Here is a 23,027-nt window from a genome sequence, read left to right as displayed (position 1 = left end):
CTTATAATACATTAAAAGGAGTTGTCTATGGCATATACACTTGGTTCAGTTTTAAAATCTCGCCGTTCAGCAAAAAATAATTCAACCCTAAAAGCACAGAATATAGCCGAAGCATATTCACTCTGCTTTTATTATTCCAATATGTTCGAAAATGTTTCCAATTATAAGCTCATAGAACAATATGATGATGTAATTGTTAGTTTCATTACTACCTGTGAAAAAATAGGAAAAACAAAACGTCTTGCTGGAGTTTTAAAAACTGAATTACAAAACCTCGAAAAAAAGAACCTTTTGATTCCTTATAAAAAGGCTCCCGTAGATGATAATATGTCATTCAGTGATTCAGAAATTCATTATTATTACGAACAGGATAGAAGAGTTGACCGCAAAATGCCTTCTCGTGTGGCAATTACAGAAAATCTTGTAAATATTTTCCGTATTATTTTTGTTACTGAAGCCCCTGTATTTTCATCAATCATCAATGCAGTTATTTTTTCAGATGATGAAAACCTGGAATTAAAAAATGAAATCACCTTAACAAATGAACAAAAAAAACTTGTATATGATATTTCAAAAACCCAGTTTCTTGTTAAACAGGTAAATCTTTCAGAAGAAGAAGCTCGTTATATTCTTTTCAAAAGCCGTCTTGAAGCAAATAGATCTTTCCGTAATTTTTTTGAAGACGAATTTGATGATACAAAAGCTGCCGGAAAATGTATCTCAACTATTATTGGTGTTTCCTATAGTGAATACAAGGCAATTCTACGGAATGATGGAAAAATTAAAACATTTGGTTTTGTAGACAATGATGGGGAGTATGACACTTCTCTTGATGAATGTATCATTGAACAGTCTATCTATCCTTATTTTTCAGACTTAGTAAAACCTTTAGATTGTTCAAATGCTTACAATCTCAATTCATTCTCTGTGAAAGCTGAATCAATCGAAATTTCAATTGATTTACTCAAAGGAAAGAATCCTGTTTCAATTCTTTTTTATGGTAAGCCAGGGGCTGGTAAGACTGAACTTGCTAAAGCCATTGGAAAAGAAACTAATCAGAAAATTTATATTTTCAAAAATGAAAAAGAAGTTGATTGCAATCGAAATATGCTTGGTCGTCTTGCCTGTCTACTTTCAATGGAATGGAAAGATTCTGTTTTTGTTGTGGATGAAGCTGATACTATATTAAAAACACTTGAACGCGGCCTTTTTGGAATGATAACACCAACAATTACAAAAGGTACTGTAAACAAGATGCTTGAAAATAATAAAGATAAAGTTATTTATATAATTAACCACCAGGATCAGATTGATGAATCTACTCGCCGTCGATTTACATTCAGTATCAAGTTTGATTCAATGCCAGCATCTACTCTCCGTTCTATTGCAGAATCCAAACTTTCACAAATGTCTCTTGAAGATGATATAAAAATTGAACTTTTGCAGATGCTTGATAAATATCACCTAAGTGGTTCTAGTGTAGATAATCTTGGCAAAACTATCGAAAGCATAAATTACACTTCTACTTCAGAACTTCTTAGAAAGGCAGAAATTGTAATGAAAGAAAATGCGCTTCTTTTGAATGGGAAAACAAAAATGCGTGAAACTGTTAAAGCAGAATATGATCCAAAAGTATTAAATGCAAGTATGAATCCTTTGAAGGTAGTTGAAATGGTTCAAAATGCTGCAAAGTTTGCGGAAAAGAATAAAGGAACAGAAAGTGGAATCCGTATGCTTTTCTATGGACTTTCCGGCACAGGAAAAACAGAACTTGCCCGTTATATTGCAGAACAGCTCGGTAAACCTATAATTCTCAAACGTGCAAGTGATATCCTTGATAAATATGTTGGTGGAAGCGAACAGAACATACGTGACGCTTTTATGGAAGCTGAAAATTCAGATTCAATTCTTCTGTTTGACGAAGCAGATACATTCTTCTATGACAGAGACCAGGCACAGCGCAGCTGGGAACGTTCACAAGTAAATGAGTTTCTTACTCAAATGGAAGAATTCTCAGGAATCCTCATCTGTACAACGAATTTGCGCAATATTATGGATCCAGCAATGCAGCGTCGTTTCCATATGATGATAGAATTCAAACCAATGAAGTTTGAAGGAATTAAAATTATGGCAGACCGTTACTTCCCGGCATATCATCTTTCAAACAACCAGATTGAAAGTCTTGAAGATATGGAAAGTGTAACCCCAGGCGATTTCGGTGCACTTTCAAGCCGCATCCGTTTTATGAACCCAGATGATGTTAATTCAGACTATATTCTCGAAGAACTAAAAAAACTTCAACAGGAAAAGAAAAAGCAGTGGAATAAAGAAAACGGCGAAAGTGAACACAAAATCGGTTTTACTGCATAAAAGGAATCTTTTGGGGTTAGTATATGGTAAATAAAGAACTACAGAAAAGAATTGACCATGTATTAAAACATACACGCTATGGTGATGCTGGTGTACATATTAATTTCAATATGCTCTTTATTTATGAATATTGTCATGAAATAAAAGAAGATTGGCCAGAATTAGATGAATTACATGGTTTATTACATAAGCTTTCTGATTTACTTCATAAAGCAACTAAAGGTGATATTAATAAATCTAGTATTAATAGAATAACAAGAACTTATAAGGAAAAACTTTTAGCCTTCAGTAAATTACCAGAAGTTAATACAGGCAAAATTCAAAGCTGTATTACTGAAGGTTTAAATATCTCAGATGAGATTTTGAAAATCAAATAATTGGAGGTATTTATGGAACTTAAATTTATCCCAACTGGTATTGAACAAATAGATACATTAATTAAAGGTTTTTATCCTTCGGAATTAATAATGATTGGCGCAAGACCTGGATGTGGCAAAACCACTTTTCTCTGTGAACTTGCAAAAAATATTTGCGAAGATAAAACAGGATTATTTTTCTCATTACAAACAGAAAAAAAACTATTGTCTGCAAAGATTTTATCCTGCATATCTAAAGAACCATTATCAAAAGTTTTGGATAATAAGTTAGATTTAAAAGATTCTGAACAGAAATATAATTCTCTTAAATTATCAATTTTTGATGACAGTAAAATTGAAACGGATAAATTAATATCAATAGTTCACAAAATATCTAAACAAAACGAAATTCAAATAATTTTCATAGATTACATCAGACTTCTTTTTCCTAACAATAATAAGAAGCCTATGTATGACCAGTATTATAAAACATTAATGAAACTCAAAAAATTAGCAAAAGAGTTAAATATTGTAATAGTATTTACTTTACCAATTGGATCCGCATATGAGGCTGACGAGCTTTCGCTCAGTTGTATTCGAGGCTGTGGTGTTTTAGAAAGTATATGCGACTTAATCATTTTATTAGAAAATAGAGAAAATGAACTAAAACAATTTAAAATTGTAAAGAATAATCGAGGCTCTACTTCCAATGGTTATTTGTTCACCGAAGGCCATAAATTTGCAGAGAAAGCATTGGATGCTGCAATATTAAATAATGCAAAATACAATCCAATTTATATATATGGAAAAAGTGGTTCAGGAAAAACATATCTGATTAATCAGTTTATCGAATCTTATTCGTTAAATTATCCAAATAAAAAAATTAAATATTTTAATGGATATGAATTTTATGATTCATTTATTTCTTCAATCAAGGAACTTAAGTTTAATAATTTTAAGGAAGAGCTTTGGGAACAAGATTGTATCATAATAGATGGCTTAGAAGACTTTGCTTATAAAGAATCTATTCAAGAAGAACTGGTTCGAAATATTGTTAGAAGTAAAATACAGAATAAACAATTAATACTTACTGGTATTTATCCTCCTAGATATGATGGTTTTTATCAGGTATTTCAATCATATATTACCAGTGGTTTATTTATACGAATCGACGAGTAATTTTATTAAAGGCTTTACGTCGTAAAGCTTAAAAAATAGTTTTTTATAGGAGGCACAAATTATGCCAAGTGCAAAGAATTTACCTTGTCATTTATGTCCAACCTGTGCGAACTATGAGTATGTAAAAAACTCAAGTTCACCACACCGTTGCCATGATGCTGGCAGTCTTACAAATTCAAGTAAGTGCGGTCAGGACCCAGACAAGGATGGAACTTCTTCAAACAATTGCAAGAAGTATGAACCTAACTAATCAACATTTAGTTTGATTAGTAATCAGCAGAAGGGTGTCCACCTTCTGCTGATTGTTTAAGATTTTATGAAGGGAGGAAAGTATGTATTATACATATAATTATAAAAGCCAGAAATGGAATTGCTCAAAAGACGATATATTCTTTCCTCTTTTTATACCTTTTTCATTACAACAAAATAAAGCCTGGTGTCCTACACATAAACAATGGGAAACCTGTAATAAAAACAGTATTGGAAAAATATATTTTCAATGCGGAATTCCACTTCAAAGTCCTTTAGTACCCATAAATAAATGGACTCTTTCAAAAATAGAAGTAATTCCAATTTTTACGCGTAACTCTGTTAAGATTCGTGCAGATTTTATTTATACTTGGCTTGATGGTACTGCACGAAGGTATAATTATGCGTACAAAATCTTGAACCTTTGTATGAAAACAGGTTCTATAGTTCCTTATGAATCTGATGAATGGCTGGAAAATTATTCAATTGATTTTCCTGCTTCAGTTACAAATGATATTCAGGAATATTTATCAAAATATGCAGAAAAACTTCTCGGAATAAAAATAAAGAATTCTTCTCAAAAAACAGGTATAGATGCTTTAAATGATTTTGTAATCTGTCCAGCTTGTCCGCAGCTTGCAGACTTACAAAATTTTCTTGGTACAGAATATAATTCCATAATAGATAGGAAGAATTTAAATCCATATCAGGAAGTTTGTAATTACATTCATATAAAACCTTTTAAACGTATGCGTCGAATTTTTGACAATAATCCTCTTGCTCTTCCTATTTATGGGGTTCTGAAATACTGGGGATTTTCAGATGTAAATGTTATAACTCCATTTCTTGAAGATACGGAACTTTGTAATACATATTTTCAGAATATTAAATATGACAATAAAACTAAACGAATAGTTGTGGTAGATAGAACTGTCTATAGCTCGTTTTTTTACTTTCGTAATGATTTTGCAAATGACGCTGTAACAATTATAAACCGCTGGTGCACAGAAAGTCTAACAATTCAAAGCGAAAAACTGACAATGAACAAACTTATGAAAGCAATGAAAGATGGGTATCATACTTTTTTTGATGCAGCTCAGATGTATTATTCCAGAGGCACAGCTATTCCAGATACATTAAAAAAAAGAATAAAAAAAGAATGTTTCTCACGTGAAATACACGATGCTCTTGTAGAGGCATTTCCTAAGACATACAAAGCCCCTGTTAATAATGAAGTTATTCCGTATTTGGATAAAGATAAAATATTAAATGCAGTTTTAAAAGACAACCAAAATACAAATTATGAGTTTATTCTCCCGGTCGATACAAATGCTTTATATGACCTGGGTACAAAAATGCATAACTGCGTTGGACTTGCATATAGACAAAAAGCATTATCAAGAAAAAGTCTTATCGTTGGAGTAAAAGAAAACGGTGTTTATCGTGCTTGTATTGAAATTAATACAATGCTTGGAACTATTGTGCAGGCATTAGGTATTTGTAATAAACCTTTATCTCCTCATATGGAAATAATGATTAAAAAATGGTCCAGAGAACGAAATATAGGATGGTACGTTAATGAATGAAAATTATCGTTCTTTATTAGTAGCAGCTTTTCCATCCTCTGTTGTTCGAGCCTGGCAAATGCTACCTACATCAGAAAAACTTTCTCATTTTTTACTTGCAGATTTAATACTTTTAAATGTCACTTTATCTATGGAGGATAGAATAAAGTATTTGGAAATTCTTAAATATGAATGTCGCGATATATATGAAGATTCTGATTTAATACCGTTTATAAGAGACGAGATAAATAAGGAAATTAACTTATATTACGAATTTATAAAGTCTGGGCCACGGATTTTTTATAGTACAAGCAATTCAGAAATATGTTCCTCATCAATAGATAAAATTTTAAAAATTGCTCAAGAAAATAATCTTGATAGTTCAAATTTTATAATAAGAAGACATTATATAGACCCAAAAGAATATGAATACATCATTGAGGGCAATTATGATATGACAGGCAAATTATTATGGCTTGATAATGATCCATATGAAGAATATTTCGAATATTTTGATTTTAAAAATCAAATAAATTTACAAAACAGACTTCGCCATTGGCGGCAGCGATTGACAATTAATCATTTTTTTAATCCTGGAGATGCCGTTTTTAATATAAATACAAGAGAAACTGGTATTGTAAAAGGAAATTTTAAAACTGACTTAAAAGTATTAATTAATAATACTGAAAAATCAGAAAACACAGAAAACACAGAAAACACAGAAAACACAGGTTTTTGGTTCATTCCGTACGTTGAATATGATATTGGGGGGTAGAAATTATGCTTAATTTGAATTACAAAACATCAAAAGAATTCGCTGAAGAAGCAATGGGGTTTATATTAGAAAATATGGAAAATCCTCTTGGTATCTCAGGAATAAGGACTGGCTTTTCCGTATTAGATAGTGCTACAACAGGTTTGAAGCCTGGAAGTTTAACATCCATCTGTGCATATCAATTTGCTTATAGAGCTTTTGCGTTACAATTACTTTATAATATTGCAATAAGTAATATGGTTCCTTGTGGCTATTTTTCTGACACTGTCAGTTCAAAAATAGTAGGACTTCGTCTACTTGCTTTATCCTCTTGTAAATCCCCGTATAAACTTGCAAGAGGTATGATAAAAACTTATGAATTGGATCTTTTAAGGAAATCCTGCAATTTAATATCTGATGCTTCATTTGTTACTTCTATGTTTCATTCAAAGTCGTTCACAGAATTATGTAATGATATTCGTATTACAACTTCCCTGCAAAATCTAAAAGTAGTATTCATTGATAATCTAAATTCTATTCCTCTAGATTGTGAAATTGGTACAAAACGAGAACGACAACAAGTAATTGCAAAAAAGCTTAGGGCTTTAGCAATAGAATTAAATATTTCAATAATCTTATTCTATGTAGTTGATAATGCTGAAAAAGAAAAAAACTTAGAACAGAAATCTGAGTTTTTAAGACTTTATTCAAATACACAATTACTTTTACAAAGAACAGAAATAAATCCTGATGGAAAAATTGATAGGTTTGAAATTAAGGCTTTATGCGAAGACTCCTTCTATAGCAGACATCAACCATTGGTTTTCGATAAGAATGACTTTTCTTTTAGTGAGTCTATTGAGTAAATTTTATCCTTTCAATTTAGTTATTTATAACCGAAATATTTGACAACTGTTAATTTATAATATATATTGGTTATAGATAACCAGTTTTAAGGAGGTCATTATGAATAATAAAAAGAATGGCAGCAATGCTATAAAAGTTTATCTTACAACATTAAACTCTTTCACAATTTATTTGAACATTATGATGCTAGACCAATTTTGTTCTTCTGTTAACGAAAACTGGAAAGAATTGGAATTGTTAAAAGATGCCTATTTTAAGCTGGATGATGCATTAAAAGTTTCAGAAGAAGATGTAAATGACGAACGAACAATAAATAATATTGCTAAATCTGCAAAAGAATATCTAAAAGAATTAAAAAATTTTAAGAAACTTCCAGCAAATCAGGATGATAAAATCCAGAAACTTATTGATATGGGAATTAAAGAAGTTTCAAATATTGTTTCAAATGCTGCATAAATCTTAAGGGAGGTATAATAATGGGTAAAAATTATAAAATAACACTTAAAGTTATTAATCAAGAAATTGAAGTATGCCTCATTAAGCTTAAGCGTTTTATAGAAGCTTGTAATAAATCAAATAATATAGAAGATTTATTTACAGAAGTATCAAGCCAAATAGAAAATTACAAAAAACTTATTTCAGAATATAAGCTTCAGGATTTACCATTTATCGAAGAAATGAACAATGATAATCCAATTTCATACGCTGGCAAAGAAAATGCTGAGGCAGAAGAAAATTCCAGATTAGTAAAACTCTGTGCTGGAAAAGCAATTGATTCTGTTTATGCAATTAAAAATAGCGAAGTATGTAGTGAAAAAGAAGAAAAAATAAAACAGTTCTATTGGCTTCTTTATTATTTAAGATATCCACTTCAATTCAAGATATATGCCTTAGCGTCTCACGATTCTTATTTACCATATTCATTGGGTTTTCTTCTAAATAAAAAAATTAAGAAATGGCAGTCAAAATATGCATATAGAAGTCAGATAAAGGAAAATAATTGGAAATATCTCGGCTATGCAGAGAGTTTTGATGAAGCTTACCATTATGCAGAAAATAATGGTTTCTCCTGGGGCGGTGTTATCCATCTGTGTGCAGATCCACAAGATGAATGCACAAATAGTTTTGTAAAAATAGAAAATCCTTTCTTTACTGAATATTTTGATTCATATGCTAAAGGTCCTTTAGGACATATTTTTAATTTTCGTAAAAGAGAAACAACCTGCCTTTTCTGCAAAAAAGTGTTCACATATAACGGGCTTTCATGCGAACCAATCATCAACAGATGGAATGATATTTATTTTCAATATGCACAGTGCTGCAAACGCTGTTATAGAAAATATGTAAAACCTGCAAAGAAAGATAAGGCTGTTGCTCAGAAAATAAGAACTTTATTTAGACTGGATATCGAATAATTGAGGTGATAATTATGAATAAACTAATAAGGACGGAAGTCCTCACAGTTTATATTTCGCAATTTCTATTGCTTCTCGTAATTTCTTTTTGTAATTCTGTACCTTTATGGTCAAATACTGTTTTAATAACTGAAGCTAAATATATTCTAATATGTTTTGTTATTCTTACTTTGGTTTATTTTATAAACATCTGGTTTCTTTGTAAAAAGTTTCGGTGTTATTTTGCTCGTCTGCCATTTAAATATATGCATGCATCTTGGCCGGGAGTACATTATTCCTTAGATGTTAATTGTAAAAAAGGAAAATTTACTCAAAAAGAAACTGAAGCTTGCAAAGAAAGATTAAATGATTCTATGAACTGGCTAGATATGTATGACAAACTATCTTCACCTTTAATTATTACTGATATAATTTGTATTTTTGCTTCAATAACATTTATTTTAATAAAACAATTTAAAGAAAAGTGTTTTTATTTCAGTACATACTATGGTGTTGCAGTTTTTTTTGTTCTAATTCAAATCAGTTGTCTTTATATATCATCAAGGTTTTTATTTTATGCTGTAAAATCTTGGGTAAATAAAATGCAGGTTCAAAAATAATAGGATAAAACTATGGACTATAACAAATTAAGATTCGACAGCAGTTCATTTTCTCTTGATGTAATCCGGTCTCGTTTTGAAAAATTTATTATTTATGAATCTGATAGTAATAACTGGAAAAAACAATGGCTAATAATGAACAGTACAACTCTTAAAAATCTTCTATCTTATTCTGCAAAAGAAGTTTATGAAGAGTTATTCGAAGAATTAAATGGTGCTAATTTTGAAGGCGAAACCTTGTACTCTGTTCGTATTATTGATTCAAAAACTCTTAATACAATAGAAGAATATAGGGTCCCAAAGACTTCTGGCATTATATTTAAAAATACAATTATTAAATCATTATTTGAAACTTTCTTAGATATGGATGAAAAACTTAATGCATTATTTTTCCCATTTTTGCTTGTACCTGTAAATGGGCCATTACTTACAAATAACGAAAGTAATTCTATAAATGAGAACTATAAATCTTTTAAAACTATTGCAAAAAGATTTATAGCCTTGATTACAGAAATATATAAACAAAACTTCTTTACACTAGATAAAAATGTATTACACAAAATTAAAGAGAAATCTCGGTTCGCTGCAGAGACGTACTCTCTAAGTAAAATCGATACATTAAATAAAATCGAAGCTAAAAAAGTAACAGTTGCATTTCGTTTATATAATATGCTAATAGGAAAATTTATGACTGCTATTTTAGCGAATAGTAAACCTAAACAGGAGAATTGAGTTATGAAAGAATTAAACATTCCATTAGAAAAACTTATCGCCTCAAAAGATATTATTACTCAATGCAAAAAAGAAAATCGAATCTTTAGCCCTTTCGAACAGGCGGTACTCATATATCAAAACCCAAAACTTTCTAATGAGGAAAAGCTTTCTTTCTTAAATCAAATAGATGAAACTATAAAAGATGATGCTGCATACAATGAGTTTCATAACCAGCTTAAAGAATGTATTCGTACAAAAGATGCAAAAAAAGTTGAATGGTTTCATAAAGAGCATTTTACAAACGCATTTATTGAGGTTCCTTATCCATTCAGAAATGGTGATTTTGTACATACAATTGGGGACGACAAAATTGCAATTTTTGCAAGCTGTAAAAATGAAACAGATTATAAAAAAGGAATCAAATTCAGAAAGAATCTTATGAAAAAAGGCTTTTATCTTGATACAACAGATATTAGCTGCCGAGTCGAAGCTTTAGAACCATCCTATAACAACAAAAAACAATTATGTTTCCAACACTATCATCCAAGCCTTTTAACATTGGAATATGCAGAATTGAAAGAAGATGTTGAAAACTTCGAACTTCTAAAAGCCGCCCAAGCTTTGATGCAAGGTAAAGGCTCTTTAGAAGTATTTTGCAATTATCTTTTAAAATAAGGAGTTTGAAATGAAAAGAAACGCATTATATATTCACGGCTTTATGGGAAATCCAAAAGGCGGAACTTTTGAAACATTAAATAAAACTCTCAGGAACTGGAACATTCATTCAATTCCATTTCCACATTTGCATACTGATATTTCAAAAACACAGCAGCTTATTAAAGCATACTGCAAAGAAAATAATATAGAACTGTTAATCGGAGCTTCTCTAGGGGCTTTTTATGTTTTACAGTATGAAGATTTAATCGACAAACTTGTAATAAATCCCTGTCTGTATCCATCTATAGAAATTCCAAAATTAAAAGACAGAACAACTGGTAATCCAATCATTCTTTCAGAAGCTGTATTATCTGATTTCCGTAAAATGGAAAAATATGAATCGATTTCAGAAGAACAAAAACTCCATACCTTCGGTATTTTTGCTAGAGATGATGAATTATTTCATTTTAAAGATTCATTTGATAAATTGTTTTGTTACAAAGAATGCAAAATAACAAACAGTATTTTAATTAAGGGGCATCATAGTATCGAAGAAGAGTATTTAACAAGTGGCATACAACATGCAGAAAAGTACTTTGGAGAAAGAGTCCTGGTACATACTCAAGTCCATATTATTCACCAACTAATAAAATCAAAGAAAGAAATTGATGATGAAGCAAAAAGTTTTAATAGAGCATTAATAGATTTTACAGATAGAATTTGTGGTAACAAGATTTCACCAGAAAAATATTACTCCTTTTCAAAGATTCTAAAGGATGATTTTGATTCTTTTGCAATTATTGATGAATTTAACAGTATGGCTATAGTAGATTGTTTTAATACTATTAAGATTTGTCAAATAAAATTAAAATATAAAAATTATGTTATCAAAAAATTATCATATTATTCTGACTTTGAAGAACTCCTTAACCACTTTTATACAGTAATGGAAGACTTGTTTTATTATGAAATTTTTGGTTTCTTTTCAACAACAATTCATCCAGAAGACATCCCAGAATTAAAACTTCCTTGTAAAGTATTGTGTGGCTGTTCAACAAGTTGGGGAAAAGTTCCTTATCTCAAATTTGACAGCTGGGCCTGCGTTATTGCTTACGAAAATGTAATTCGTTTTTGTGATCCGAAAACTAAAGAGTATTTCAGTATGACAATTGATAGCATTCCTCGTATTTTAGAGGAGCGTAAAAAATGTTCTTTGTCTGATGAAGAAATTGAAACAATTAGGAAATTTGTAAGAATAAATAAAGGAATAATTTTACTTCATGCAGAAGGAATAATTGATTCACCAACATTTCATGCTGCACTTAAATTGAAAGTAAATCCAGATAGTCACATTCCAAAATATCGCATTGTTTATAGCTATAATCAATATAAATGGAATTCTAATACAGTTCTTCCTTCAAAAAAATACTACATTGATATGGATGATATGAGCTATGAAGAAGCTGTAAAAGATCTTGCTAAGCTTAAAGAGGAATTACAAGATTCATTTAATAATGATAAAGAAGATTGTGATATAAATGATTTCGAGATTCTCCGTCCTGACGAAGGAAAAAACTTCTGTTGCTTTTGCAATAAAGTTTTTGATGGAGATGGCAATTCTACCTGGCCAATCTATTATAAAGAAGCTGGCGAAATTCACAGGTGTTGTGATGAATGTAATGAAAAATACGTTATTGCAGCAAGAAAAGACAAAAGTCTCATTATGACTTTCCGCAAAGAGTTTGGAGTGGATTATTCAGAATATGAAAAATAAATCACCTTATACAATCATCCGTCCTAAAGACGTCCCAAAGTATAATCTTCCCTGTAATATTTACTGTACGTTTTCTGGTGATTTACAGAAACAAAAAACTATATTTTTCGAAAATCCATATGACAACACTCTTCTTGCTATGACGGTCACTGATGAGCCTGCTCTTGTTGAAAGTAGATACAAATGCAGCCTATCTAATGAAGAAATAGAAAAGATTAAAAGAGTATGTGAGTAAATAATCAATAAACAAAAAATAATATCTGAATCATATTGAAGATATTTTTTTTACATTGAAATTAATTTAGAAGTATTATGCATAACAAATAAAACGGGTTTATAATATATATACTAATAAAAAACATTAGGAGGATTTTATGGGTTATATTTGTAGGTGCTGTGGTCATAAATCAAGCTCTGCAACAAGAGGAAGTTGTTCAAAAAGCGAAACAGGTTCACATGATTATATGGAAGAATGTGATGATGGTTACATTTGTTCTGGCTGTGGACACAAATCAAGTTCTGCAACTGGCGGCAGCTGTAACAAAACAGCTTCTGGCTACCATTATTACATAGGCGAACATTCAGGTTCTTATGTGTGCCGTTATTGTGGTCATTCTTCAGGTTCCGCAACAGGTGGCTCTTGCCATAAAAGCCCGACCGGTTATCATTTCTATATGTAAAATCTATGGGAGTGTACTGTTGTATGCTCCCTTTAATTCATTTTTTTGGGAGTAAAAAAAAATATGGGTAAAACATGGGGTTTTATTAGAGAAACAACTGAGTTAGCAATAAAAGCAGGGAAAGATAAAGATACAGGTTTAATAAGGACAGGGTTAAATGAATATCTGGAAGTTATTTTTCCTAATACTCATGATTGGATTCATAATAAGTCCTTCGGTGAACATAATGGGCAAAAATACAGTATAAGACCTGATTATCGTAGTGAAAGCTTAAAATTAATTGTTGAATTTGATGGTCTCCCACATTATGAAAATCCAGATACTATAGAAAAAGATGAAAAGAATCAGAAAATCTATGAAAGTTGTGGTTATAAAGTTGTAAGAATCCCTTATTTTATTCAACTTTCAAATGACGTAGTTAAGCAATTATTTGGAGTTACAGTAAATGAACCTTTATTTGATGCTTCAATTCCTTCTTTAGGAATAAATGGTCGCCATTCACCAGCATATTTATGCCCTGCTGGTATAAGAAGAATGGCAAAAGAGTTCCTGAATTTTCCAGAGCAATATAAGGTAAATCTTAAAGCATTAAAAGATGCAAATATTCCGGCATTGTCAGGCGTTGAATATCTTGAAGAAGAAATAAATAAATTAAAGAAATAAAATTAGGGAATATAAAAATGATAAAAGACGAAGACAAAAATTTCTGTGAAAGACTTAAATATTATGTAGATGGAGAAGCTGATACTCTCTTTGAATATTTTATGCTTCTGGTTGTAATAATCAATACAGTTATTTTAGGATTAGAAACATCCCCATCAATTGAAGAAAAATATTCTCATTTATTATTCTGGTTAGACCAGATTTGTCTATATATTTTTGTTTTTGAACTTATTATAAAAGCTATTGCCTATAATCGTGAATTCTTTGGTGAAATTCGGACTGATGAAGATGGTGAAAAATTTTTCCATATGAACAAATGGAATATTTTTGATTTATTCATTGTATTAGTTTCAACAATAGGTTCTCTTCCATTTTTTGCTGTATTCCGAGTTTTCCGTGTTTTCAAATCAATTAAGTTCATAAAAGGCTTAAAATCTCTCCGAGTAATGAAAACCTTAAAACTCATAAACGGCATTACAAGTTTAAGAGTTATGGTAAAGGCAATTATAAAAGCCTTCCCGAGTGTACTATGGACCTTTTCGCTATTACTAATTTTTGCCTACGTTTATGCGATTATAGGCACAAGTATTTTTAGTATCGATTTTCCAGATTATTTTGGCAGTCTCAAACTTGCTTTCTTTTCTCTCTTTGGTTTAACAAGTATTAATTCATCCGTGATTATTGCCAGATTCTCCTGGGCATGGATTTATTTTGTATCATACAATTTCTTTGAAGCTTCAATTATTATGAACGTTATCGTCGGAGTAATCGTAGATGCTGTAAATGACAGCCGCAAAGAAATTGATGAAGATTCAGATGAAAAATCTGAAGTAACTCTGGAAACCCTGGCTAAACAGATTGAAGAAATTAATGAAAAAATTGATAAAAAATTTTAAAAATATAATAATAAGTAAAAGACAGTTACAATTAGATTGTAAATAAGAGGAAGTAATGAAATCAGCAGAAGAATTTATTAAATTTGCAAAGACATTAAAAGGTGATGAAAAAGGTGAAGCTCAAACTTTTCTTAATCATTTTTTTCAAATATTTGGTTATGAGGATGTCGTTACCGCTGGAGGTACTTTTGAATCAAGAATAAAATTTTCTGATGATACAACTAAATTCGCTGATTGTCTTTTCGCGCCATTAGGACAACCTGGTGTTTTAATAGAAATGAAAAAACGAGCAGAAAAAAATCTTGAAAAGCATTTTGAGCAAGTAAAAAATTACTGGATTGAAATGAATCCTTCTGTTGTTATTGGCCCAAAGGCCCAAAAACCTCGTTATATAATTCTTTGTAATTTTGATGTATTTATTATTTATGATTATCTTTCTTTAGCAGATATAATTTCTATAGATGATTTAAAATCACGTAAATCAGCTTTCAATTTTATGTATCCAGATGGCAGAGAACCTAATTTCCATAACAATATTGAAAAGATTTCTAAAGATGTTGCAAGAACAATTGGTGAGATATATAAATACGAAGTTTTTGATAAAAAAGAACCCCCTTTAAAAGTTCAAAGGTTTTTACTTCAATGTGTTCTATCTATGTTTAGTGAAGATTTTGGACTTTTACCAAATGGCTTATTCACAACTTTAGTAAAGAATTGTGTATCAGGAAAAGAAAATACATATGATGAACTTGGTGGTCTGTTTAGACAGATGTCAAGTAAAACACAAGCAGAAGGCGGAAAATATAAAAATGTTCCGTATTTTAATGGTGGCCTTTTTAAGAAAGTTGAGCCCCTTCAACTGGATTTCACTAGCTTACGGTTACTCGAAAAGGCATGTGAAGTAGATTGGACTTCTGTAAACCCTGCAATTTTTGGTTCTTTATTTGAAGGTACAATGAATGCTGCACAAAGACATGAATATGGAGCACATTTTACAAGCGAGCTTGATATTCAAAAGATAGTTAATCCTTGTATTGTTAGACCATGGAAAGAAAAACTTGAAAAAGCAAAAACTGTCGAAGCTTTGGATAAGTTAATCAAGGAATTAAAAACTTATAAAGTTTTGGATCCGGCTTGTGGTAGTGGTAATTTTTTATTTGTTGCGTATCTTGCATTAAAGCAAATAGAACTTGATATTTTAGATAAAATCTCTGAACTGTTAGTTAAAAAGAATTCAAAAAAATCCATTCTTAAGCTTTATCCTTTTAGTGTTATTTCAACAACACAATTTTTTGGTATAGAGATTCAACCTGTAGCAGTAGAGCTTGCTAAAGTAACTATGATGCTTGCAAAAGAAATCGGGGCAGATAAATGGCATAAACATTGGTATGGTGACACTTTATTTGAAATAGATTCCAGTCTTCCGCTGGATAATATGGATAATAATATTCTTTGTCAGGATGCTTTATTGACAGATTGGCCTGAATTCGATGTAGTAATTGGAAATCCACCTTATCAGAGCAAAAATAAAATGAAAGCTGAAATGGACAATGCATACATAGAAGAAGTCCGTCAAAACTTTCCTGATGTTCCGAGAAGAGCAGATTATTGTGTTTTTTGGTTCAGAAAAGCACATGAACTGATGAAAAAGGGACAACGCGCAGGTTTAGTTGGAACAAATACTATAAGACAAAATGATTCTCGAGTTGGTGGTCTTGATTATATTGTTGATAACGGTGGCACTATTTTTGACGCAGTTAGTACTCAAGTCTGGTCAGGTGATGCTGTTGTTCATGTATCAATAGTTAACTGGATTAAAGATAACTATAAAGGAAATAAAACCCTTACTACACAAAAAGGTGATTCTAAAGATTCTCCTTTTGAACATGAAAATCCTACAAATATTAGTTCTGCCTTAAAATCTAGTTGTGATGTAAAGACTGCATTTGCGTTAAAAACAAATCAATCTGAGGGTTTTTGTTATCAAGGTCAGACACATGGTAATGAATTTTTCCTTATCAAAGATTTAGATAAAGCAAAAGAATTACTGGATAAAAATCCTAAGAATAAAGAAGTTCTGTTTCCATTTTTAATAGGCGACAGACTTGTTGGTGCAAAAAAATCTCAACCGGATAGATATGTAATAGATTTTAGAAAGCAAGATATTTTTGCAGCATCCACATTTAAAGAGCTTTTCACAATTATTGAAGAAAAGGTAAAGCCAGAAAAAAATGCGAAAGCCGAAGAAGAAAAAAGAAAAAATGAAGAGACGTTAAAGAAAAATCCTAATGCAAAAGTAAACCATGATCATGAAAATGCATATAAATCTTGGTGGCAATTTTTCAGACCTAGAAATGAAGTGATGAATATTCTTGAAAGTAAAAAACGTTATATTGTTTGTTCTCGTGTAACGAAAAGACCTATCTTTGAGTTTATTTCATCTGAGATACATCCAAATGATGCGTTAGTAGTTTTTCCATTAGAAGATGATTATTCTTTTGGTATTTTTTCTTCCACTATACACTGGCTTTGGTTTAATGCGAGATGTTCATCTCTGAAAGGAGATCCTCGTTATACATCTGATACAGTTTTTGATTCATTTCCTTGGCCTCAAAATCCCAAAGAAAAAGATATAAGACAAATTGCAAAACTTTCTTGTGAATTAAGAATCAAGCGAAATGAAATCATGGAAAAAAATAATTTTTCACTTCGAGATTTGTATAAACTTATAGAATCTACCCCAAATAATCCTGTTTCTGAAATTCAGAATAAATTAGATAATGCTGTAAAATTAGCTTACGGAATAAAAGATGATGATGATATTCTTGAATTTCTGTTAAATCTAAATTATGAATGTCATAAGAAAGAGGAATCTGGTAAAAATATAACTCCACCTGGTTTACCGTCAATTATAAAAAATGTTTCAGAGTATATTTCTGATGATTGTGTAAGACTGGAGACATAAGTCATAAAATAACTTAAATTAAGTGTTGTTTTTAGGGTATAAAATATTTTAATTTTATACCCTAATTCTAACATCTCCATTCCTCCCTCAGCACAAGGCCCACCCATACTCGCTGACTGTTCGTTACCATTCTCTTAAAACCTTTTTCCTGCATACGCATACTAAGCCACTTCTGACTGTTTGCCCGCTCATTGTTCTTCGTACACCATTTCAAATATGTATTATATAGAAGAGTATTGTTAAGCCGCCATTTCATGCTTGCGTCAATTTCAAGACAGTCAGCAACAAATGTTCCCACACTATCCATATCAAATCTGTATTCAGCATTAGCATCCCTTACGGCTGCCGGTTCTTCGCTGAGTCCTTCTTTTTTCCACAACTCATAGCCCTTAATAAGCCAGTTCAAAATACCGGAATTTTCCGCCATAAGTTTTTCACAAAGCTTCTTATCTCGTCTTTCAGGTGGAATTGTTACAGTAAAAGGAATCATTTTAATTCGTCGCCAAATACCATTGTCCGCACCTTTAATGCGTGGCTTATGGTTTGTTGCCATAAAGATTTTGAAAGTCGGTGTAAAGCTGAAAAACTCCCCGTACAAAAATCGTGCCGTAATGGCATCTTCACCGGTAATCTGTTTGATAAGACTTTCGCTCAAAGGTTTTCCCTGTTCAGCTTCACTTGTTGTAACAAGTCTTGCTCCCTTTAGTCTTGCCAGGTCGTTACTCTGTTCAGAAGTCTTTTTCATAAAAGTTTCTGTACCTGTCGAACATGCATAATCACCAAAGAGGTTTTGCAAAACATTGAGAAATGTAGATTTGCCGTTTGCACCGGTTCCCCATAGAATAAAAAGACACTGTTCGCTCACATCACCGCTAAGAGAGTAGCCCATGGCCTTCTGCACAAAGTGAATCAGATCCATATCGTTATTAAAAATCTGCATTAAAAACATATCCCAGGTCGGGCACTTTGCTTCGCGGTCATAAATAAATTTACTTTTCTTACTGATTAAATGAGACGGCTGAGGCTTCATACCTTTTCCTTCAGCAAGATTTAATGTTGTACCTTCAACGTTGAATATATAATTATCACGGTCCATCATATCACTGCTGACTTTAATATCCCGGCTCATCTTCAAAAGACCAATCAATGCAATAATCCTTCTGTAGCTTTCACTTTTCAAAAGGTGCTTTTCAAAGGCTGCCTGCAAATTCCTGTCAGTAATAAAACGTAAGCCTCGGTACATCTGATGTACAAAGTCTACACAGTCTTCTTCAACGCGTCCCATATTATCAACTTCCCAACAGGTACCGTTCCAGATAAGAAACTTATTCAGCGTATTACAGTAGCGGATTCTATCTCCAAAGGCCTTAAGAAAATAATCGCGGTTTGTAATGTCAGTAAACTGTTTTTCGCCTTCAACAAACTTGTTAGCCCTCAAATCCCGGCTCAGTTCTTCAATGGCTCTTCTTACGTGTGGTTCTAGTGGCGGGTCGTTTCTTTTCTTTTTCATTTTTAATTCCTATTCAATTTTTTCGTGTTCTTTTAAGACGTCGTAATACTTAATAAGGCGCAGCTGCAAAGCCTCAAAACTGTCAGCAATTCCGCCACAGTTCATTACAATGCTTTCCACAATCTCATTCTTTTTCTCGTATAAAAAAATAAGAGAATGTGGAAAGTCTTCATATTTCTCAAGCGTCCAGTAAGCAGTAAAGTTATCAGCTTTTTGGTTTGGCTTTACCGCATTTATCATTCTGATTTTTTTATAAAGCTCCACATCCTCATCAATCTCTTTTACAAAAGCCTTTGCCTCGCGGTAATACTCAATTGCTTCATAATCATCACTTGTCATAAGCTTCCTGCCTCGTGCACAAAAAATTTCACAGACTCGCCAAAAGTCATACTGTCATCATCAAAGAAAACTTCCGGCCACAAAATCCACCAGCCAGCCTGGTCAAAGTCATCTTGGCTCTGAACATCATAAAAAAGAACTCCGTTTTCATAGTCCTTAATTCCGGCTTCAAATTCAGTAAAACTACCATCTGGCTTAGCACATCGAAGTTTTGCATTTATACAGCCAGTAAGATTGCATTTTGTATTTACGATAACTCTGAGTTTTGTATTAGCTTTGTATATACGTTTCATATACGGCACTCCATTTCAATTTCTAAGGTAATAGGACAATAAAAAGTAACTACGTTATTTGCTTCTCTGATTTTCCCTCGCAACCAGTCCCAAAAGCTCATAATTGTTTTTACAGTTCTATAGAAAATGCGGCTGGCAAAAGGAAGAGCAATAAAGGAAATACTTTCTATATTATTTCTGTAACTTTCCCAGCTTCTTTTAACATTTTCCAAAAGCCTGGAATTGCTGTTATTAAGTCGTTTATAATGACAAATCCTGTTATGAATATCTGTTGTATTTGTTTCTGACTGGCAAAATCTCTTGTTACCTAAAACTCTTTTTAGTGCATCTTTAGTGTTTGCAGAACTTCCAGCCGTTACCTTGTAATCGAACTTTTCAAGCTCGAACTCATATTCTAGGTAAAAACAGGCATCGATTTTAGTTAAATACCATTTCTGTGTTCCTATAAAATTCGGATTAGTAAGTTCATTAACATTTGTTTCGAATGTCCAGGAGTGATTACTTGGAAAAACTTCTCCAATCTTTCGGCTTGTTCCTTTATATTGTGAAAAGGCAATTCCACAGTAAGCAGAATAAAAGCCGTAATAAATGCTTTCACCTTTTTTTAGTTTTCTTTTTAGTGTAAACTCTGTTCTTTTCCAGCCGTTTGCTGTTCCTTCTACAGCAACATAAGGATAAGTCTGGTTTAGTAATTCAAGGAGTTTCCCGTTTTGATCACAGTTAAACACAACTGGTATGTAGGTACTATATTCTATATCATAAGAATCTTCCCATCCGGGGCTTGTCGGTGCCAGATAATAAAAATTAAAAGATACACTTGTTGTTTTTGAGTTTTTAGCTACAGTATCAAAAAAGCCTAAACAGGAATGTTCAATAAAGACTTCGCAGTCGCATTCAACTTTATATTCATTCCCGTCGTCATCTTCCTCCCAATAAGCATACCAGTCTGGTGCATAACATGGTAAAGCAGGATTTTTATTATTCCCAAGAATACAGGTTCCCATTATCAGCTCCCGCAGACTGTAATCTGCCAGTCAATCTGAAGCGTATCAGAAGCCGTTACATTTACTGCCGGTGTAATTTGTGCATAAGCAAGACATTTCGCTGCAGAAGAATTTCCATTCATAAGAGCAACTTCATTAATGCCGTTTGAATTAAGAGAACCTGCCGCAAAGCTTGCTCTGTAAAGTACAACATTCTGTCCTTCGTTTCCAAATGCAGCCTTTGTCTTTGGAAATCCTGAATCAAGTTTCTTGTAGTCTCCTGTTTTAGTATTTACAGATGTGTTTGCTTTTGTACTGCTTCCAGTCCATCCGGTACCCACAACCATATAACCGTTAGTACCATCCACCTTGGTAATAGTAGGAGTTCCCAGCATCCAGTTTGCAATGAGCCCATCTCCCTGGGTTGTTATAGTGTTATGGTGCTTAAAGCTCATCTTCTTTGCTGGAAGTCCGAACATTTTTCTGAAGATGCCTCTTCTGTAACACTTAATGTTTCCTTTTTCGTCACGTACAGTAACGCTCACCATTCCTTTAATTCTTTTTTTATCTTTCATTATCTGATTACTCCGTTTACAATTCCAAATATCAAACTGCTGGTAACAACTCCAATCACCGTACCGGTCACAGTTCCATAAAAGAAGTTTTTCTTTTTACTGCTAATTTCCTTATTCAGCTTAAGGTTTTCAAACTTCAAATCTGCGTTTGCTTTCTCAAGCTGATTTATCATCTCTTCCTTATAAGCCATTTCACCTCCCACCTCTAAAAGGGCAGCCTTTACAGCTTCTTGTGCAGTTCTTTCAATTTCTTCTTCTGCAATCTCCATAATCTTTTCAATCCTTGCATCTGTTTCTGAATCGCTCTTTACCATCACAGATTGCGTCACACACTCCGCTGTAACTTTCTGCAAGCTTGCGAGCATCAGCACGCTCAATACGCATAAGAGCTTCTTCTCGTTTCTTTGCCGCAAGTTGGTTAATCCTTTCTGTTTCAAATAAATCAATCTCCTTTTCTTCACGTTTTTTCTCTGCAACAAGACTTCCTAAAAGAATTGCACTCAGAACAATTCCGGTAATTTCAAAGCATTTCTTTACAGTTTCCCATACCTTAGCCATATCTACCTCTGAAGAATCTTTTGAGCTTCGCGCCCCATAATTACAACCAGAGCAACTGTCAGCCATTCAGCACAGCCGATAAGGTTAAAGCACCTTAAAATAGTTGCAATTACAAACATTACAAACTTGAACGAAACAAGCTTTTCAATAAGTCTTTTGAATCTATAGCCAATCATCATCTCTCTCCATTTATTGCATTACAAATCTGTTCAAACTCATAGTCAGCTCCAAAAAGCTGGTTTCCTTCATCACTTGCTTTCTGAAGTGCCTCCCGGTTCAAACCTCTTACTACAACCGAATAATCCATAGCATTGTAAAAAGGCCTCATATCGCTTAGGCTTCTAAGAACTGAATGAGGCTCAACACAATTAAGCACAACATCAATTCCGCAAAGACCTGCAACGTGGGCGCATTCTCCTTCGCGGTAAAGACGGCCGTTCAGTTTCCTGTCATAGTTGGTAATAAAGAAAGCTGCCTTGATGTCATCCTTTTCAGGGTTCTTTACAGTGAAGAACTTCCTGTAAAGACTATCCGCAGTCACCCGGATGCTGCAGCCTGTAGCAAGCAGAAGTGCCAGGCATACTGAGCCCGAACAATCTGCTTCCAAAAGGTTTTCTTTACCGCTTGTGTATTTCAGAAACTGCATACGGCCAAGAAAATACTTGTACTTTTCGCTTTCGCTAAGCTTCTTTACAATTTCCTTTTCGCTTTCAAGCATCAGCCGGAACTGAACTTTTTCTTTTTCTCTCTCGTCCATCTAGTTTTTAACTCCCTTAATAAACAAAACAGCAAAATTAAAACAGGCAATTACACAGCCGATAATTCCTGTAATCTTCCCAAAGCGTCCGTTGTCAGCCTTAATGTGCTCTTCAAGTTTTCTTGCATTTGCACAGCTTCCCGGATTTACCTGACACATCAGCTGTCTTTTATCCAGCGCTTCAAGTTTCTTCTCAGCAGTCTTCTTAAACTCCTGCATTTCAGCCCTGAATGAACTAAGCTCTACTGTCAACTTGTTCATTGCATTTACTAAAACTTCATTCTCGTTAATAGTTTTTTCCTCCATTTT

28 protein-coding genes are annotated in these 23,027 nt (G+C 32.5%); 18 read left to right on the top strand and 10 right to left on the bottom strand.

All coding sequences use genetic code 11. The annotated features are described in order from the left end of the window. The first annotated feature begins 27 nt into the window (after positions 1-27). The 18 genes from T530_RS0102775 (at position 28) to T530_RS0102695 (ending at position 17,703) form a co-directional block, all read left to right on the top strand. Positions 28-2,370 carry an AAA family ATPase gene (locus T530_RS0102775; RefSeq protein WP_027727705.1) on the top strand — a complete coding sequence of 781 codons (2,343 nt, stop codon included), beginning with the start codon at positions 28-30 and terminating at the stop codon, positions 2,368-2,370. A 23-nt stretch (positions 2,371-2,393) separates the two neighbouring features. Then, positions 2,394-2,747: a hypothetical protein gene (locus tag T530_RS0102770; RefSeq protein ID WP_027727704.1), complete on the top strand. Its 354-nt coding sequence runs from the start codon at positions 2,394-2,396 to the stop codon at positions 2,745-2,747. 12 nt (positions 2,748-2,759) lie between these two features. Next, a complete protein-coding gene (locus tag T530_RS0102765; RefSeq protein ID WP_027727703.1) occupies positions 2,760-3,905 on the top strand; it encodes a DnaB-like helicase C-terminal domain-containing protein in 1,146 nt (381 codons plus the stop codon). Positions 3,906-3,966: 61 nt separating this feature from the next. Next, positions 3,967-4,155, top strand: coding sequence for a hypothetical protein (locus tag T530_RS15085; RefSeq protein ID WP_156011504.1), 189 nt, complete (start codon positions 3,967-3,969; stop codon positions 4,153-4,155). 82 nt (positions 4,156-4,237) lie between these two features. Further along, entirely contained in the window at positions 4,238-5,740 is a 1,503-nt protein-coding gene (locus T530_RS0102760; RefSeq protein ID WP_027727702.1) for a PcfJ domain-containing protein, read from the top strand. Continuing rightward, positions 5,733-6,494, top strand: coding sequence for a hypothetical protein (locus tag T530_RS0102755; protein ID WP_027727701.1), 762 nt, complete (start codon positions 5,733-5,735; stop codon positions 6,492-6,494). Before T530_RS0102760 ends, T530_RS0102755 begins: the two co-directional genes overlap by 8 nt. Before the next feature lie 5 nt (positions 6,495-6,499). After that, a complete protein-coding gene (locus T530_RS0102750) occupies positions 6,500-7,339 on the top strand; it encodes a DnaB-like helicase C-terminal domain-containing protein (protein ID WP_027727700.1) in 840 nt (279 codons plus the stop codon). 100 nt (positions 7,340-7,439) lie between these two features. Then, positions 7,440-7,796, top strand: coding sequence for a hypothetical protein (locus T530_RS0102745; protein WP_027727699.1), 357 nt, complete (start codon positions 7,440-7,442; stop codon positions 7,794-7,796). Positions 7,797-7,816: 20 nt separating this feature from the next. Next, on the top strand, positions 7,817-8,755 hold the full coding sequence (locus tag T530_RS0102740; protein WP_027727698.1) for a hypothetical protein: 939 nt from the start codon (positions 7,817-7,819) through the stop codon (positions 8,753-8,755). A 14-nt stretch (positions 8,756-8,769) separates the two neighbouring features. Further along, a complete protein-coding gene (locus tag T530_RS0102735; protein ID WP_027727697.1) occupies positions 8,770-9,354 on the top strand; it encodes a hypothetical protein in 585 nt (194 codons plus the stop codon). Between the two features lie 12 nt (positions 9,355-9,366). After that, positions 9,367-10,086, top strand: coding sequence for a hypothetical protein (locus tag T530_RS0102730; protein WP_027727696.1), 720 nt, complete (start codon positions 9,367-9,369; stop codon positions 10,084-10,086). A 3-nt stretch (positions 10,087-10,089) separates the two neighbouring features. Beyond that, entirely contained in the window at positions 10,090-10,743 is a 654-nt protein-coding gene (locus T530_RS0102725) for a hypothetical protein (RefSeq protein ID WP_027727695.1), read from the top strand. A 10-nt stretch (positions 10,744-10,753) separates the two neighbouring features. Next, positions 10,754-12,499, top strand: a complete 1,746-nt coding sequence (locus T530_RS0102720) for a YqiA/YcfP family alpha/beta fold hydrolase (RefSeq protein WP_027727694.1) — start codon at positions 10,754-10,756, stop codon at positions 12,497-12,499. Next, on the top strand, positions 12,489-12,734 hold the full coding sequence (locus T530_RS0102715; RefSeq protein ID WP_027727693.1) for a hypothetical protein: 246 nt from the start codon (positions 12,489-12,491) through the stop codon (positions 12,732-12,734). Before T530_RS0102720 ends, T530_RS0102715 begins: the two co-directional genes overlap by 11 nt. 139 nt (positions 12,735-12,873) lie before the next feature. Beyond that, the gene (locus T530_RS15080; protein ID WP_156011502.1) at positions 12,874-13,179 is read left to right on the top strand and encodes a hypothetical protein; all 306 of its coding nucleotides are present in this window, start codon (positions 12,874-12,876) and stop codon (positions 13,177-13,179) included. A 63-nt stretch (positions 13,180-13,242) separates the two neighbouring features. Beyond that, entirely contained in the window at positions 13,243-13,842 is a 600-nt protein-coding gene (locus T530_RS0102705; RefSeq protein WP_038073310.1) for a DUF559 domain-containing protein, read from the top strand. 17 nt (positions 13,843-13,859) lie between these two features. Then, positions 13,860-14,738 (top strand): ion transporter, encoded by an 879-nt coding sequence (locus T530_RS0102700; RefSeq protein WP_027727691.1) that lies wholly within the window; start codon positions 13,860-13,862, stop codon positions 14,736-14,738. A gap of 55 nt (positions 14,739-14,793) precedes the next feature. Beyond that, the gene (locus T530_RS0102695) at positions 14,794-17,703 is read left to right on the top strand and encodes a DNA methyltransferase (RefSeq protein ID WP_027727690.1); all 2,910 of its coding nucleotides are present in this window, start codon (positions 14,794-14,796) and stop codon (positions 17,701-17,703) included. A gap of 67 nt (positions 17,704-17,770) precedes the next feature. Here the strand turns inward: T530_RS0102695 and T530_RS0102690 are convergent, their stop codons facing one another. The 10 genes from T530_RS0102690 to T530_RS0102645 are packed head-to-tail and all read right to left on the bottom strand — an operon-like array spanning position 17,771 to position 23,024. After that, on the bottom strand, positions 17,771-19,213 hold the full coding sequence (locus tag T530_RS0102690; RefSeq protein WP_027727689.1) for a phage/plasmid primase, P4 family: 1,443 nt from the start codon (positions 19,211-19,213) through the stop codon (positions 17,771-17,773). 9 nt (positions 19,214-19,222) lie between these two features. Continuing rightward, on the bottom strand, positions 19,223-19,552 hold the full coding sequence (locus tag T530_RS0102685; protein ID WP_027727688.1) for a hypothetical protein: 330 nt from the start codon (positions 19,550-19,552) through the stop codon (positions 19,223-19,225). After that, positions 19,549-19,845, bottom strand: coding sequence for a hypothetical protein (locus T530_RS0102680; protein ID WP_027727687.1), 297 nt, complete (start codon positions 19,843-19,845; stop codon positions 19,549-19,551). Before T530_RS0102680 ends, T530_RS0102685 begins: the two co-directional genes overlap by 4 nt. Beyond that, the gene (locus T530_RS0102675) at positions 19,842-20,849 is read right to left on the bottom strand and encodes a hypothetical protein (protein WP_027727686.1); all 1,008 of its coding nucleotides are present in this window, start codon (positions 20,847-20,849) and stop codon (positions 19,842-19,844) included. The genes T530_RS0102680 and T530_RS0102675 overlap by 4 nt, the downstream gene beginning before the upstream one ends. Positions 20,850-20,851: 2 nt before the next feature. Then, complete coding sequence (locus tag T530_RS0102670; protein ID WP_027727685.1) at positions 20,852-21,403, bottom strand: hypothetical protein; 552 nt, start codon at positions 21,401-21,403, stop codon at positions 20,852-20,854. Beyond that, a complete protein-coding gene (locus tag T530_RS0102665; RefSeq protein WP_027727684.1) occupies positions 21,403-21,717 on the bottom strand; it encodes a hypothetical protein in 315 nt (104 codons plus the stop codon). The genes T530_RS0102670 and T530_RS0102665 overlap by 1 nt, the downstream gene beginning before the upstream one ends. After that, the gene (locus T530_RS0102660; RefSeq protein WP_027727683.1) at positions 21,680-21,961 is read right to left on the bottom strand and encodes a hypothetical protein; all 282 of its coding nucleotides are present in this window, start codon (positions 21,959-21,961) and stop codon (positions 21,680-21,682) included. Before T530_RS0102660 ends, T530_RS0102665 begins: the two co-directional genes overlap by 38 nt. A gap of 2 nt (positions 21,962-21,963) precedes the next feature. Further along, positions 21,964-22,140, bottom strand: coding sequence for a hypothetical protein (locus tag T530_RS15075; RefSeq protein WP_156011500.1), 177 nt, complete (start codon positions 22,138-22,140; stop codon positions 21,964-21,966). Next, entirely contained in the window at positions 22,137-22,718 is a 582-nt protein-coding gene (locus tag T530_RS13350; protein WP_051537769.1) for a hypothetical protein, read from the bottom strand. The genes T530_RS15075 and T530_RS13350 overlap by 4 nt, the downstream gene beginning before the upstream one ends. Beyond that, positions 22,719-23,024 carry a hypothetical protein gene (locus tag T530_RS0102645; protein WP_027727682.1) on the bottom strand — a complete coding sequence of 102 codons (306 nt, stop codon included), beginning with the start codon at positions 23,022-23,024 and terminating at the stop codon, positions 22,719-22,721. Between the last annotated feature and the right edge of the window lie 3 nt (positions 23,025-23,027).

Source organism: Treponema sp. C6A8, assembly GCF_000619925.1.
GTDB lineage: Bacteria > Spirochaetota > Spirochaetia > Treponematales > Treponemataceae > Treponema_D.
Note: the sequence above shows the minus strand (reverse complement) of the source record. Positions and strands in the feature narration are given on the sequence as shown.